Annotated in this window: 12 protein-coding genes; 8 read left to right on the top strand and 4 right to left on the bottom strand. The window is 60.2% G+C overall.

From position 1 onward, the window contains the following. Positions 1–35 precede the first annotated feature (35 nt). The 6 genes from FIU92_RS14155 to FIU92_RS14180 all read left to right on the top strand — a co-directional run bounded on the left by FIU92_RS14155 (position 36) and on the right by FIU92_RS14180 (position 9,068). Positions 36–1,496, top strand: a complete 1,461-nt coding sequence (locus tag FIU92_RS14155; RefSeq protein WP_152459215.1) for a PLP-dependent aminotransferase family protein — start codon at positions 36–38, stop codon at positions 1,494–1,496. A gap of 125 nt (positions 1,497–1,621) precedes the next feature. Continuing rightward, positions 1,622–3,397, top strand: coding sequence for a sulfoacetaldehyde acetyltransferase (xsc, locus tag FIU92_RS14160; protein ID WP_152459216.1), 1,776 nt, complete (start codon positions 1,622–1,624; stop codon positions 3,395–3,397). Positions 3,398–3,419: 22 nt separating this feature from the next. Further along, a complete protein-coding gene (gene pta, locus FIU92_RS14165) occupies positions 3,420–4,427 on the top strand; it encodes a phosphate acetyltransferase (RefSeq protein WP_152459217.1) in 1,008 nt (335 codons plus the stop codon). Positions 4,428–4,517: 90 nt separating this feature from the next. Beyond that, positions 4,518–7,337: a molybdopterin oxidoreductase family protein gene (locus FIU92_RS14170; protein ID WP_152459218.1), complete on the top strand. Its 2,820-nt coding sequence runs from the start codon at positions 4,518–4,520 to the stop codon at positions 7,335–7,337. Between the two features lie 109 nt (positions 7,338–7,446). Further along, positions 7,447–8,196, top strand: a complete 750-nt coding sequence (locus FIU92_RS14175; RefSeq protein WP_152459219.1) for a 4Fe-4S dicluster domain-containing protein — start codon at positions 7,447–7,449, stop codon at positions 8,194–8,196. After that, on the top strand, positions 8,196–9,068 hold the full coding sequence (locus FIU92_RS14180) for a DmsC/YnfH family molybdoenzyme membrane anchor subunit (protein WP_152459220.1): 873 nt from the start codon (positions 8,196–8,198) through the stop codon (positions 9,066–9,068). Before FIU92_RS14175 ends, FIU92_RS14180 begins: the two co-directional genes overlap by 1 nt. A gap of 135 nt (positions 9,069–9,203) precedes the next feature. On the opposite strand, the gene dapA is transcribed toward FIU92_RS14180, so the two are convergent. Continuing rightward, positions 9,204–10,076, bottom strand: a complete 873-nt coding sequence (gene dapA / locus FIU92_RS14185; protein WP_152459221.1) for a 4-hydroxy-tetrahydrodipicolinate synthase — start codon at positions 10,074–10,076, stop codon at positions 9,204–9,206. A 134-nt stretch (positions 10,077–10,210) separates the two neighbouring features. Here dapA and FIU92_RS14190 point away from each other — a divergent pair, with 134 nt between their 5' ends. After that, positions 10,211–12,184: a lytic transglycosylase domain-containing protein gene (locus FIU92_RS14190; RefSeq protein ID WP_152459222.1), complete on the top strand. Its 1,974-nt coding sequence runs from the start codon at positions 10,211–10,213 to the stop codon at positions 12,182–12,184. Here FIU92_RS14190 and FIU92_RS14195 read toward each other — a convergent pair. Together FIU92_RS14195 and mnmD are read right to left on the bottom strand one after the other, a co-directional pair. Beyond that, positions 12,158–13,027: a DMT family transporter gene (locus tag FIU92_RS14195; RefSeq protein WP_152459223.1), complete on the bottom strand. Its 870-nt coding sequence runs from the start codon at positions 13,025–13,027 to the stop codon at positions 12,158–12,160. The two genes, FIU92_RS14190 and FIU92_RS14195, sit on opposite strands and share 27 nt — an antisense overlap. Beyond that, a complete protein-coding gene (gene mnmD, locus FIU92_RS14200; protein WP_152459224.1) occupies positions 13,024–13,689 on the bottom strand; it encodes a tRNA (5-methylaminomethyl-2-thiouridine)(34)-methyltransferase MnmD in 666 nt (221 codons plus the stop codon). Before mnmD ends, FIU92_RS14195 begins: the two co-directional genes overlap by 4 nt. Before the next feature lie 55 nt (positions 13,690–13,744). Between mnmD and FIU92_RS14205 the strand changes: the two genes are divergently transcribed. After that, a complete protein-coding gene (locus FIU92_RS14205; RefSeq protein WP_152459225.1) occupies positions 13,745–14,779 on the top strand; it encodes an FAD-binding oxidoreductase in 1,035 nt (344 codons plus the stop codon). Here FIU92_RS14205 and FIU92_RS14210 read toward each other — a convergent pair. Beyond that, complete coding sequence (locus tag FIU92_RS14210; RefSeq protein WP_152459226.1) at positions 14,771–15,562, bottom strand: acyl dehydratase; 792 nt, start codon at positions 15,560–15,562, stop codon at positions 14,771–14,773. The genes FIU92_RS14205 and FIU92_RS14210 overlap by 9 nt on opposite strands. Between the last annotated feature and the right edge of the window lie 2 nt (positions 15,563–15,564).

Consider the following 15,564-nt stretch of genomic DNA (forward strand, 5'->3'; position numbering starts at 1 on the left):
ATTGCCCCGACCTTAAGTCCACCCTATAAGCAGGCATGGGGATTTCGGTCGATACATTCTTTCTTGAGCTCAATGGTCAGGGCACATTGCAGGCCCAGATCCAGCAGATGATTGCCGAAGGCATCTTGTCCGGTCGCTTTCACGTCGGAGAAAAACTCCCTTCGTCACGCAAACTGGCCGCGCATCTGGGTGTCAGCCGAATAACGGTGACGTTGGCCTACACCGAACTTTTGGCCAATGACTACCTGACGGCCAAGGGGCGGTCCGGGTATTACGTTTCGCAAAACGCACCTGTCCCCCCCAAGTATTCGCCTGTCCAGCGCGGCACAGAATCCGTTGACTGGGACAATGCACTGGCGCGCCGCTTTCTGGACAGTGACGTTCTGCCAAAACCCAGCGACTGGCGAGAGTACCGTTATCCGTTCATCTACGGGCAGGCTGACCGAACCTTGTTTGACCACGCCAACTGGAGGTTATGCGCCGTCCGCGCGTTGGGACACAAGGATTTCGATTCGCTGACCGGAGATTACGTGGATCAAGATGATCCGTTGTTGATCGAATTTATTGCCCGTCACACTCTACCTCGACGTGGCATCGCGGCCCGCCCCGAAGAGATCCTGATCACTCTGGGCGCGCAGAACGCGCTCTGGCTGGCATCGCGCATCTTGCTGACCCACAATCGCACGGCCGTCATAGAAGACCCATGTTACTATGCGCTGCGAAGCCTTCTGAACCATTGGGATTGCGCGGTCACGCCCTTGAGCGTGGACCGGGACGGGCTGCCTCCCGAGGCGATTCCCGACGAAGCGGACGTCATCTTTACCACCCCCAGCCATCAAAGCCCGACAACCGCAACGATGCCGATCGACCGCCGCAACCAATTGCTGGACCGAGCACGCGATCTGGATGCGATGGTTGTCGAGGATGACTATGAGTTTGAAATGGCCTTCCGAGGCGCCCCTTCGCCGGCGCTGAAATCCATGGATCGGGATGGGCGCGTGATTTATGTCGGCAGTTTTTCCAAGTCGCTGTTTCCAGGATTGCGACTTGGGTACATGGTCGGCTCAGAGCCATTTATCCGCGAGGCGCGCGCGCTGCGCTCGTTGGTTCTGCGCCACCCGCCAGGCCACATTCAGCGCACGGCGGCGTATTTCCTGTCGTTGGGCCATTACGACGCGCAAATTCGGCGTATGTCGAAGGCCTTGCAAGAACGGCGCGACGCGATGGACGAAGCCATCGCGGAAAGTGGGCTGACCGTGGCTGGACGGGGTGTGATTGGCGGCTCTTCAATGTGGATGTCAGCCCCTGAGCACATCGACACAACTCAACTGGCATTAAGGCTGCAAAACCAGAGTGTTCACATTGAGCCGGGCGCACCGTTCTTCTCGGGGCCCGACAGGCCACAGAATTTCTATCGCTTGGGCTATTCCTCCATTCCAACAGACCGCATCGCGCCCGGCGTGAAACTGATCGCCGACGCAATTCGGGCCGTTTGAGCCTCATCTGGACCTAATCCGGCTTTCGTTTTGGCCCTAACGCAGGTCGCACCCTTGCGCCAAAACCATATCAAACGCCGGGCACAGTGCCCGGTTTCACTCACTCTTGGTTGGAGAGCACTCAGATGAAGATGACGACGGAAGAGGCGTTTGTTAAGGTTTTGCAGATGCACGGGATTGAGCATGCGTTCGGGATCATTGGATCCGCGATGATGCCGATCTCGGACTTGTTCCCGAAGGCCGGGATCATGTTCTGGGACTGTGCGCATGAAGGCAGCGCCGGGATGATGGCGGATGGCTACACCCGCGCGACCGGCAAGATGTCGATGATGATCGCGCAGAACGGCCCCGGCATCACCAATTTCGTGACCGCCGTAAAAACTGCCTATTGGAACCACACGCCGCTGCTGCTGGTCACGCCGCAGGCGGCGAACAAGACCATCGGTCAGGGCGGTTTCCAGGAAGTCGAGCAGATGAAGCTGTTCGAGGACATGGTCGCCTATCAGGAAGAGGTCCGCGACCCGACCCGCGTCACCGAGGTTCTGAACCGCGTGATCATGAAAGCCAAGCGCGCCAGCGCCCCGGCCCAGATCAACATCCCGCGTGACATGTGGACCCAGGTGGTTGATGTTGATCTGCCCGCCATCGTCGATTTCGAACGCCCTGCGGGCGGCGAAACCGCCGTGGCGCAGGCGGCCGAGCTGCTGTCGACCGCCAAGAACCCGGTGATCCTGAACGGTGCGGGCGTGGTTCTGTCCAAGGGCGGGATCGAGGCCTCGAAGGCGCTGGCCGAGCGTCTGGATGCGCCGGTCTGCGTGGGCTATCAGCACAACGACGCCTTCCCCGGCAGCCACCCTCTGTTTGCCGGTCCTCTGGGCTACAACGGCTCGAAAGCCGGGATGGAACTGATCAGCGAGGCCGATGTTGTTCTGTGCCTCGGCACCCGTCTGAACCCGTTCTCGACCCTGCCGGGCTATGGCATGGAATACTGGCCGGCCGAGGCCAAGATCATCCAGGTCGACATCAACCCCGACCGGATCGGCCTGACCAAGAAGGTCACCGTAGGCATCGTGGGTGACGCGGCCAAGGTGGCGACCGGCATCCTGAACCAGCTGAGCGACACCGCGGGCGACGAGGGCCGCGACGCGCGCAAGGCGAAGATCGCCGAGAAAAAGTCCCGCTGGGCCCAGCAGCTGAGCAGCATGGACCACGAGGATGATGATCCGGGCACCACCTGGAACCAGCGCGCCCGCGCGGCCAAGCCCGACTGGATGAGCCCCCGCATGGCGTGGCGCGCCATTCAGGCGGCGCTGCCGAAAGAGGCGATCATCAGCTCGGATATCGGCAACAACTGCGCCATCGGCAACGCCTATCCGTCCTTCGAGGCGGGCCGCAAATACCTGGCGCCGGGCCTGTTCGGCCCCTGCGGCTATGGCCTGCCGGCCATCGTCGGCGCCAAGATCGGCTGCCCGGACGTGCCGGTCGTGGGCTTTGCCGGTGACGGCGCCTTCGGCATCGCGGTGAACGAACTGACCGCGATCGGCCGCGAGGAATGGCCTGCCGTGACCCAGATCGTCTTCCGCAACTATCAGTGGGGCGCGGAAAAGCGCAACTCGACCCTGTGGTTCGATGACAACTTCGTCGGCACCGAACTGGATACCAAAGTGTCCTACGCCGGTATCGCGCAGGCCTGTGGTCTGAAGGGCGTCGTGGCCCGCACCCAGGACGAGCTGACCGCAGCCCTGAACCAGGCGATCGAGGATCAGAAGAACGGCATCACCACGCTGATCGAGGCCCTGATCAACCAGGAGCTCGGCGAACCCTTCCGCCGCGACGCAATGAAAAAACCCGTCGCCGTCGCAGGAATCTCGGCCGAAGACATGAAAGCTCAGGAAGCGTGATCAAAGGACGAGGCCAGAGCGTATGACAATGACACCAATTGAACTGTTGCGTCAGAACGCCCCGGCCTCGCGCCCTGTGATTTCTTTATGCGAAGGCAGTGATCCCCGCGTCGTTGCGGGGGCACTGGCCGCCCACCAGGCCGGACTGGCTGATGTCATTCTGGTCGGTCCACAAGCCGAGGTCGAAGCCACCCTCAAGAACCAGAATGCCGCTCGCTCTGACGGCGTCATGGTTCACGACCCGGCAACCTCGGACCTGACCGAGGAATTTGCCCAAACCTATTTTGAACTGCGCCAACACAAGGGCGTCGATCCGGCCAAAGCCCGCGCCGCCGTTGAAACACCGCCAGTCTATGCCGCCATGCTGGTACGCAGCGGGCGGGCCACTGGAACCGTAGGTGGTGCCGTTCACACGACCGGAGACATTGTACGCGCGGCCATTCAGGTGATCGGCATGGCCCCAGATGCCGGAATGGTATCATCCTTTTTCCTGATGTACCCGCCGGAAAACGCTCAGCCCGGAGCGCGGGCGATGCTCTATTCGGACTGCGGCCTGGTCATCGATCCCAGCGCTGACGAGTTGAGCAAAATTGCCGTCGCCTCGGCCAGATCGGCGCGGGCACTGCTGCGGGTTGACCCCAAGATCGCCATGCTCAGCTTTTCAACAAAGGGCAGCGCAAAGCATCCCGATGTCGACAAGGTGATCGAGGCCACTGAAACACTGCGCCAAAATTCCCCGGATCTCGAGGTCGACGGCGAGCTTCAGTTCGACGCGGCCTTCGTGCCCTCGGTCGGGGATCGCAAATCGCCCGGATCTTCGGTCGCTGGTCAGGCCAACGTGATGATCTTTCCCAATCTCGACGCGGGCAATATCGGCTACAAGATCACGCAACGACTGGGGGGTTACACCGCGATCGGCCCGGTTTTGCAGGGGCTGGCCCGACCCGCCAATGATCTTTCCCGCGGATGCAGCGCCGAAGATGTGACCCAGATGATCGCCGTGACGGCACTGCAAGCTATCAGGGAATAAAACTCAGAACTCGCGTCGTTTCCAGAACGATGTTCTCAAATCGGAAGGAAAGTGACAAAGTCCTCCCGACACAACCGACAGGACCCGCCAATGACCCATCAGCAGCCGATCCTTGAAACGTCTCCGAAAGTTTCGGACGAGGTCCGCAAAACCACCTGTTATATGTGCGCCTGCCGCTGCGGCATCAACGTTCACATGAAAGACGGCAAGGTCGCCTATATCGAAGGAAACCGGGACCACCCGGTAAACAAGGGGGTTTTGTGCGCCAAGGGCTCTGCCGGGATCATGCAGGTCAACGCCCCCTCTCGCCTGCGCAAACCGCTGAAGCGTGTCGGCCCACGTGGCTCGGGTGAATTTCGCGAAATCGAGTGGGACGAGGCGCTCAGCACTGCCGTGGGCTGGCTGAACGAACTGCATGAAACCGCACCGCAGAAACTGGCCTTTTTCACTGGCCGCGACCAGAGCCAGAGTTTCACCAGTTTCTGGGCCCAGAATTTCGGCACTCCGAACTACGCAGCTCACGGAGGCTTCTGCTCGGTCAATATGGCGGCCGGTGGCATTTACACGATGGGCGGCGCGTTTTGGGAGTTTGGACAACCCGACTGGGATCACACCAAACTGTTCATGCTGTTCGGCGTCGCCGAGGATCATGACAGCAACCCGATAAAAATGGGGATCGGCAAGATCAAGGCGCGCGGCGCACGGGTGATCGGGGTGAATCCGATCCGGTCGGGCTATAACGCTGTTGCCGATGACTGGGTCGGCATCACACCCGGAACAGACGGGCTGTTCATTTTGTCGTTGATCCACGTTCTGATGAAAGCCGGCAAGATCGATCTGGATTACCTGAGCCGCTATACCAATGCGCCGGTTCTGGTGAACGCAAGCGAGGGTGCGGAAAAGGGCCTGTTCCTGCGCGACGAGGACGGCAAGCCGCTGGTTATTGATCGCAAGACGGGCGAGCCAACCGAATTCGACAAGCCCGGCGTGCGCCCGGACCTGTCGGCGACCTATGACAAGGACGGTGTGACGCACCGCCCCGTTTTCCACCTGATGGCTGAAAAATACCTCAGCGACGAACACGCGCCCGAGACGGTGGCCGATCGCTGCGGCATCCCGGCCAAACGTATCCGGGCTATTGCCGCCGAAATCGCCAGGGTCGCTTTTGACGAAGCAATCGAACTGAATCAGGAATGGGTTGATTTTCGGGGTGAAAAGCACTCGAAGATGATTGGTCGTCCCGTAAGCTTCCATTCCATGCGGGGCGTATCAGCCCATGCCAACGGATTCCAGACCTGCCGCGCACTGCATGTGCTGCAGATCATGCTGGGAACAGTCGAGGTGCCGGGCGGTTTCCGCTTCAAGCCACCCTATCCCAAACCAGTCGAAGCACACCCGACGCCTCATGGCGACAGGCGTCCGGGACGTCCGCTGAACGGCCCGCATCTGGGCTTTCCACGTGGTCCCGAAGACCTGCTGCTGGACGACTGCGGCACGCCGCAACGCATCGACAAGGCATTCACCTGGGAAAACCCGATGTCCGTGCACGGGTTGATGCACATGGTGATTTCGAACGCTGCGGCTGGTGATCCCTACAAGATCGACACCCTGTTCATGTACATGGCGAATATGTCGTGGAATTCCTCCATGAACACCAAAGGTGTGATGGAGATGCTGACGGCCAAGACCGATGACGGCAATTACGTCATCCCGCGCATCATTTACTCCGACGCCTATTCTTCGGAAATGGTGGCTTACGCCGACCTGATCCTGCCCGACACCACCTATCTCGAGCGGCACGACTGTATCTCGCTGCTGGATCGCCCGATCTGCGAGGCCGACGCCGCAGCAGACGCCATTCGCTGGCCAGTGGTCGAACCCGACCGTGACGTGCGTGGTTTCCAGTCGGTTCTGATCGAGCTGGCCAACCGTATGAGCCTGCCGGGTTTCACGAATGAAGACGGCAGCCCAAAGTGGAAAGACTACGCGGATTACATCGTAAACCACGAACGACGCCCTGGCATCGGCCCGCTGGCCGGTTTCCGGGGTCCAGACGGCGACAAGGAAGGCCGCGGCGAGGTCAATTCGGATCAGCTGAACCGGTATATCGAAAACGGCGGATTTTATGTGGCGCATATCCCGGAAGGCGCGGATTACTACAAACCGTGGAACACCGCCTATCAGAACTGGGCCGTCGGGATGGGCATCTATGACAGCCCTCAGCCCTATCTGTTCCAGCTCTATTCCGAACCGATGCGCCGGTTCCAGCTGGCTGCTGAAGGTCACGGTGACCGCCAGCCGCCCGAGCACCTGCGCCAGCGCATCAAGGACACCATGGATCCGTTGCCGATCTGGTACGAAACCGATCAGCACGGCAATGAAGGCTTCACCGTCAACGCCCTGACGCAGCGCCCAATGGCCATGTATCACAGTTGGGGCACACAGAACGCGTGGCTGCGCCAGTTGCACGGGCAAAACCCGCTGTACGTCCCGACCAAACTGATGCGAGAACACAACCTGCAAGACGGCGACTGGGCAAAAGTCAGCTCCCCCCACGGTGAAATCACCGTGCCGGTGATGGAGATGGCCGCGCTGAACGACAACACGGTCTGGACATGGAACGCCATCGGCAAACGCAAGGGCGCCTGGGCCTTGCAGGACGACGCGCCAGAAGCGACCAAAGGTTTCCTGCTCAATCACCTGATTCACGAATTGCTGCCGTCCAAAGATGATGGAATGCGCTGGGCCAATTCGGACCCGATCACTGGTCAGGCGGCATGGTTCGACCTGAAGGTCAAAATCGAAAAATCCGACGCACCTGCCGATGCGCAAAGCCAGCCGAATTTCGACCCGATCAAATCTCCTGTCGGAACCGGCCCTGAGAACCTGGCCTGGAAGGTGGGCAAATGACCCGGATCCGCACTTCATCTGGCCAAAAATATCCCGGGGGTGAATTGAGCCGCAGGCTCAAGAGGGCGCTGGCCCCCTCACCTGCCCTCAACAGCGGAGGTTCCCTGAAATGACCCAGCTACCAAACTCCACTGACCGCAAGATGGGCCTGGTCATCGACCTGGACACCTGTGTCGGCTGCCACGCCTGCGTTATTTCCTGCAAAGGCTGGAACACGGAAAATTACGGTGCCCCTCTTTCGGATCAGGACGCCTATGGTGCAAACCCTTCGGGCACCTTTCTCAACCGTGTGCATTCCTACGAAGTGCAACCTGCCGACGGGCATGCCCAGCTGATTCACTTCCCGAAATCCTGCCTGCATTGCGAAGACGCGCCCTGCGTCACCGTCTGCCCCACCGGCGCCAGCTACAAACGGGTCGAGGATGGCATCGTCCTGGTCAATGAAAGCGATTGCATCGGATGCGGCCTGTGCGCCTGGTCCTGCCCCTACGGTGCGCGGGAACTGGATGTGGCCGAGGGCGTGATGAAGAAATGCACACTTTGCGTGGACCGCATCTACAATGAAAACCTCCCCGAGGTCGACCGTATCCCCTCCTGTGTTCGCACCTGCCCTGCGGGCGCAAGGCACTTTGGTGATCTGGGCGATCCCGACAGCGATGTCAGCCAGCTGGTTGCAGAACGGGGTGGCATGGACCTGATGCCGGAAATGGGCACCAAACCCGTCAACAAATACCTGCCCCCGCGCCCCAAGGACACCGTGGAAGACCAGATCGACATACTGGCCCCCCTGCTGACCCCCATCGCTGACGAGCCCAAAGGGTTCCTCGGCTGGCTCGACAAGACGTTGGAGAAACTCTGATGCATCCCGCACCCTCCGTCATTCTGTTCACCACCCTGTCCGGTCTGGGATTTGGACTGCTGTTCTTTCTTGGCCTGGGGTTTCCGGCTGTCTCGGGTTGGGTGGCTTTTGTGTTCTTCGCCATTGCCTATGGTCTGGCCGTCGGCGGGCTTTTGGCTTCGACCTTCCACCTGGGCCATCCCGAACGGGCCTTGAAGGCGTTCACTCAATGGAAAACCAGCTGGCTCAGCCGTGAAGGTTGGTGTGCCGTCCTCGCGCTGGTCATCATGGGGCTCTATGCGATTGGCGTGGTGTTTCTGGACCAACGCTGGGGTTTTCTGGGCTGGATCGGCGCAGGGTTGTCGCTGGCCACAGTGTTCACGACCTCGATGATCTACACGCAGCTCAAGACCATCCCACGCTGGAACATGAACCTGACACCTGCCATGTTTCTCAGCTTCAGCCTGGCCGGTGGTGCATTGCTGGCAGGTCAGACAAGCGCAGCTCTGCCGCTGCTGCTGATCGCGGCGCTGGTGCAGATACTGTACTGGCGCAAGGGGGATCAGGCGTTTGCGTTATCGGGAACGGATCTGGGAACAGCCACCGGGCTTGGCGCACGCGGATCCGTCCGCGCCTTTGAGCCGCCCCATACCGGCACCAATTATCTGCTGCGAGAATTCGTTCACGTGGTCGGGCGCAAACACGCCGAAAAACTGCGGCTGATCTCGTTCGTTCTGGCATTCGTGCTGCCGGTTCTGCTGTTGCTGCTGCCGTTCAATCACGTCTTCGCCCTGCTGGCCGTGGCCTCGCATCTGGCAGGTGTTGCAACGTCGCGCTGGCTGTTCTTTGCGCAGGCCGAACATGTCGTGGGGCTGTATTACGGCAAACGCTGAGGGGGCTCTGCCCCCGCCGCGGCAAGCCGCGACTCCCCCGGGATATTTTTTGGCCAGATGAAGTCTGGATACATCAAAAAGAAAGGGCGACGCTCAAGGTTTGAGGCCGCCCTTCGTCATATTCTGAAATACCAGTCAGATCAGGCCGGCATGGGCCATTGCGGCCTCGATTGCATCCTTGGTGCTGTCTTCCAGCTCGGTCAGGGGTGAACGCACTTCGGTACTGCAAAGGCCCAGTTTGCTGAGTGCATATTTGGCACCGACAAGGCCCGGCTCGATGAAGATCGCCTCATGCAGCGGCATCAGCTTGTCCTGATACTCCAACGCTTTTGCGTAATCTCCGGCCAGCGTGGCCTGCTGGAATTCGGCGCAGAGCCTGGGGGCCACGTTTGCGGTGACCGAGATGCAGCCAACACCACCATGGGCGTTAAACCCAAGGGCCGTGGCGTCTTCGCCGGACAATTGGCAGAAATCCGCGCCGCAAGTTGCACGCTGCTGGCTGACACGGGCCAGATCGCCCGTTGCATCCTTGACCCCGACGATGCGAGGAAGCTTGGCCAGTTCACCCATCGTGGCAGGTGTCATGTCAATGACTGAGCGGCCCGGAATGTTGTAGATGATAATCGGGATATCCGCGGCCGCATGCAGCGCCTGGAAATGCGCGATCAGGCCGCGCTGAGTTGGTTTGTTGTAATACGGCGTGACGACCAGTGCCGCATCCGCTCCGACTTTTTCCGCGAACTGAACGAAGCGGACAGCTTCGACCGTGTTGTTCGACCCGGCACCGGCAATGACAGGAACGCGGCCCGCAGCGGTTTTAACAACCACTTCGATCACCGTTTCATGCTCTTCGTGGCTGAGCGTCGGGCTTTCACCGGTTGTTCCCACAGGCACCAGCCCGGTCGAGCCTTCGGATATCTGCCAGTCCACCAGATGTTTGAGCGTTTTCAGGTCCAACTCGCCGTTGTTGAACGGGGTGACGAGGGCTGGCATCGAGCCTTTGAACATGACACGCTCCTTCAAGGTGCATTTTGCAGTTTTTACGCCGCGGTCCCTCACGTTTCCAGCTTTGTGAGTTGATCCCGGCGACGCACGGTTTATCCTCACAGGCTCTATCCTCGGTTGGTTGGGAAATGCAAGGGATGACACGCTTTCTGGCACTGTTGACTGCTGTGATTCTGTATTCGGTGACTGCGACGCATTCAGCACGGGCAGATGCTGCTGCTGATTTGCGCGCTGGACTTAACGAAATGCGCAAAGGCGACTGGAACGCAGCGTTGCGCGTATCCGGCCAGCGAGGTTCTGTATCGCGCGATATCATTGTCTGGCACTGGCTGCGCGAGGGCTTCGGCAGCTCTGGCGACGTGTTGGTGTTTCTCGAACGTCGCCCGGACTGGCCCGGGCTGGCATGGCTGCGCCGCAAGAGCGAGCCTGTTTTCACCGGTGCCGATCCAGACAGGGTTCTGAAATTCTATGCCGGCATGCCGCCTCAGACGGCAGAGGGCGCGTTGAACTTTGCCGTCGCCCTGAAAGCCAAGGGACGCATCGGAGAAGCGGAGGCCGACATTGTGACCGCTTGGCGCACCATGCCAATGGGTTCGGGTCTGCAAAAAAGCTATCTGGAGAACTTTGCCAAACTTCTGAAACCGCATCACGCGGCGCGGCTGGACAGAATGCTTTGGGACGGTCATCTTGTAAGCGCCGGACAGATGTTGCCTTTGGTCGGTCCGGACGAACGCAAACTGGCCGAAGCGCGCATAGCATTGCAGAAACGCCAACCCGGTGTGGACACCAAGGTGGCAGCAGTTCCCAAGTCTCTGGCGGATGCGCCCGGGCTGGCCTTCGATCGTTTTGTCTGGCGCGACAAGAAAGAACTGGATGACAGCGCCGTCGATCTGATGCTGGCACGCTCTACCGGGCCTGACGCCCTGGGTGAGCCTGACAAATGGGCCGAGGGACGGCGCCGTCTTGCACGGCTTGAGATGCGATCGGGCCGTGCGGCGCGCGCATATGACGTGGCCGCCAATCATCACATGACCCCCGAAATGGGTTACGGCTATGCCGATCTTGAATGGCTGGCCGGTTTTCTGGCGCTTCGCAAACTAAACGATCCTGCCACCGCCGTTCGCCACTTCCAGAACTTTTCGGACGCCGTGAAATCTCCGATCTCGAAAGGCCGTGGTGGCTATTGGCTTGGGCGCGCTTACGCGGCATTGGGTGACGCGGACAAGGCGTATGACGCCTATGCAATGGGGGCCGATTACCAGACCTCATTCTACGGTCTGTTGGCCGCAGAACGGATCGGACGACCGTTTGATGCGGAACTGGCCAATCCGCGTCGCGCGCCGCATTGGCGGCAGGCGGAGTTTGCCGATTCCAGCGTTTTGGAGGCCGGATTGCTGTTGTTGAAAGCCGGAGAAGCAAACCTGTCCGAGCGGTTCCTGACCCATCTGGTCGAAAGCCTTGATCCAGTGCAGGCCAATCAATTGGGCGACCTGGTTATCGAACTGAAACAGCCGCATCTGGCCGTGATGATCGCCAAGCGGGCGGCGACCACGGGAACCGTTTTACCCGCAGCCTATTACCCGGTCCATCCAGTGGCAGATATGCGATTGCCGATGGCCAAGGAAATGACATTGGCCATCGCGCGTCGCGAAAGCGAGTTCGACCCGGTCGTCGTCAGCGGTGCGGGTGCACGCGGCTTGATGCAGGTAATGCCCGCCACGGCCAAGCTGGTTGCTGGCGAGCTGGGCATTCTCAGCGGCCATCAGACGGGACGATTGACCACGGACTGGCAATACAACGCAAAGCTTGGGGCCAACTATCTTTCTGGTCTGGCGGCCGATTTCAACGGCAACGTTGTGATGATGGCGGCGGGGTACAATGCAGGGCCAAGGCGCCCGATCTCGTGGATGGAACGCTATGGTGATCCGCGCACGGGCGAGGTCGATATCGTGGACTGGATCGAGACGATTCCGTTCAGCGAAACGCGGAACTACGTGATGCGCGTGACCGAAAGCCTGCCGGTCTACCGTGCCCGCCTGGGGCAACCCGCCCTTTCGATTCCGTTCTCACAGGAGTTGATCGGATCATCTCTGGCGGCGTTCGCGCCATAAGGTGAACAAACCTGCGGCTACGACGATGGTTGCGCCCGCCACGACTTCGGGGCGCAACGTTTCGCCAAAGATCGAAATACCCAGGATCGCGCTCCAAACCAGGTGGAAATATGCAAAGGGTTGAACTGCACTGGCTTCGGCCACTTCGTAGCACTTGATCAGCAACCAGTGCCCGAATACGCCACTGACACAAAGCAGCGCCATCCAGAGCCAGTCGCCGTGCGCCATCGGCTCCCAGAACCACATGCCAATCAAGGTCATCGCCACGGCACCGGCGACACCAGTCCAGAAAAAGCTGGTGGCCGCGCTGTCCTGACGGGCGACATATCGCGTCAAAAGACCATAGATCGCAAACAGCAATGCAGAAATCAAAGGTATGACAGCCCACGGGTTGAAGACCCCGGCGCCCGGTTGCAGGATGATCAGAACGCCGATGCAGCCGACACCGATCGCAGCCCATCGCCGCCATCCGACCTTTTCGCCCAGCACCGGCCCGCTCAGCGCGGCGACAAGCAGAGGATAACAGATGAAAACCGCCATACTGTCGATAAGGCCAAGGACCGTAAAGCCAAAGACCGCGATGCAGATCTCGGCCGCCAGCAACAAGCCCCGCAGGATCTGCAAACCCAACTGATTTGTCTTTGTGGCCGCCTTCAGCCCACCGGGGGCCCGCGCGGCCAGAGCGATAACAAAAGCCGCAAAGAACCAATAGCGGATCATGACCACTATGTAGGTGTTGTAGGTTCCGGCCAGATGGCGCGAGATACCGTCCTGCAACGCAAAGACAATTGTCGCGCCCACCATCAAAGCGATGCCCGCACCGACATTGTTCTTCTGGGTCATGCTTTGTGTGCCCGTGTCATGTGCCGCTTGCGACCATAGCCGGGCATGCGGGTTACGTTGAAACCTGCACTCTCAAGTCCCCGGCGCACGAAACCCGCGGCCGTATACGTGGCCGCGGTACCGCCCGTGACAGTGTGGCTTGCCACGTCCTGCAACAGGTCCGCGCCCCACAATTCGGGGTTCTTGGCTGGTGAAAACCCGTCGAGAAACCAGGCATCTGCCATTCCGTCCCAGTTCGGCAATGCCTTGCGTGCATCGCCGATCACCACCTCAAACCGAAGCGAATCCAACACACATGTGCGTCCTGTCCAATGCGCCAGAAACCGACTGCTCCACGGATGCAATTCAGGAAAGGCCCCAAGCGCGCGCTGCATGTCTTCCGGCGCCATGGGAAAGGCTTCGAAACTAGTAAAGCGCAATGGCCCTTTCTGACCGGATGCCTCCCATTCCGACCAGGCGGTCAGCAGGTTCAGGCCGGTGCCGAAACCCAACTCGGCAATATGAAACCCCGGTGCAAACCGCGCAGGCAAATCATTTCCCGCCAGAAACACATGGCGCGTCTCTTCCAGCCCGTTCTGCAACGAGTAATATGGGTCGTCGAAGCGGTCCGAGACCGGTATCTGATCTTCGGTCCACGTCAATTCGGCGCGCTGGTCTGCCATTGGGGAATCCTGTAGCTAAGCGGCGCGACACTGAACAAGGAAAAGGGAATTGGCAATGGTCGATGTGACGGTTCGCGGCGCAGGAATTTTCGGCCTGTCCATCGCCTGGATTTGTGCGCGCCGCGGTGCGAAAGTGCAGGTTGTCGATCCGTCCGGTCCCGGCGCCGGGTCCAGCGGAGGTCTGGTCGGCGCATTGGCCCCGCATGTGCCGGAAAACTGGAACGCCAAGAAAGCATTTCAGTTCGACAGTCTGATCATGGCTGAGCCATTCTGGCGACAGATCGAAGACACTGGCGGGGTCTCCCCCGGCTATGGCCAGCTGGGCCGCCTGCAGCCGATCCCGGACGCGCGTGGTCTGGAACTGGCCCGCAAGCGCGAAGGCACCGCAGATGAGCTTTGGCAAGGCCGGGCGGAATGGCGTGTCATCACCACGGCCCAAGCGGGTTCTTGGTGCCCACCCAGCCCCACAGGCTTTGTCATTCGCGATACGCTGACGGCACGAATGCACCCCCGGCGGGCCTGTGCCGCGCTGGTCGCAGCCCTGGAGGTCATGGGCGTCCACATTGTCAGTGAAGCCGAGGACAAGGGGCAGGTCATCCACGCCACGGGCCTTGTAGGATTGCAGGAACTGAACGACGCCTACGGCAAGACCGTCGGAAATGGTGTCAAAGGGCAGGCCGCCCTGTTGCGCTTCGACGCGGGGGAAGTGCCGCAACTATTCGCCGACGCGATTCACATTGTCCCGCATGCAGACGGAACACTTGCGATCGGATCGACCTCGGAACGGAATTATGAGAACCCGACCAGCACGGACGAAGCTCTGGACGACGTGATAGACCGCGCCACGCGCGTCCTGCCCCTGTTGCACGGGGCCGAGGTGATCGAACGCTGGGCCGGTGTGCGCCCGCGCAGCAAAAGCCGTGCGCCGATGTTGGGCGCCCATCCCCTGCATCAGGGGCAGTTCATCGCCAATGGCGGGTTCAAAATCGGTTTCGGCATGGCCCCCAAAATCGCCGAGGTCATGGCCGATCTTATGCTTGAAGATCGGGATACGATCCCTGATGAGTTCCGGCCCGAAGCCTCATTGTGACTGCACGACGGCTTGCATGCATTGCCGCCCGCCAGGGCCGCGTACCCACATGTTTTCACCCCTCCGGCACAACTGGGCAGTTTCGAAATGCATCAATGGCGAAGTCGCGCGGAACGAAAACGAGGCGAGCGGACCGATCAGGTCAACCGCGAAAAGCATCAGAAGCTGCGCCAGAAGCGGCCCGTGCACGACCAGCCCGCCATATCCTTCAACATCGCGCGCATAGTCCAGATCATAGTGAATACGGTGGCCATTGAAGGTCAGGGCCGAGTATCGAAACAAGAACGTTGAATCGAACCCGACTTCGCGGCAATCGGTCTCATCGGTGCGCGCTGTGGGCGGTTGGGGCATTTCAGCATCCGGCGCAGGATCTTCGCGATAAACAAGATCCTGCCACTCTGTCACGCGCAACTGACCGTTCTGCCAGATCTCGTGCCGCAAAGTGACAAAGCCCAACGGGCCGGACCGCCCCACCTTGGCGCTTTGACTTTCAAGAACCGATTTCTTTTCGGCGGTGATCCCTGCGATCAGAGGAACGTGAAAGGTCAACCGCCCGCCGGCCCACATTCTGCGCGGCAATCCTATATCCGGGATCAGGCCCCCAACCTTGGGATGCCCATCCCGACCCAATTTGGCGGCCGGTTGCGGGGTCCAGAAATAAAGCTGATGGAAGAAGGGCGGCAATTCCGAACCACTGGCGATCGTTGCCACACCGCCCAGCGCCACCTGAAATGCGGCCGCGCGGGCCGGATCCAAGAGATCGGTCTGTCGCTCTTGCGTCATTT

Source organism: Ruegeria sp. THAF33, assembly GCF_009363615.1.
GTDB lineage: Bacteria > Pseudomonadota > Alphaproteobacteria > Rhodobacterales > Rhodobacteraceae > Ruegeria.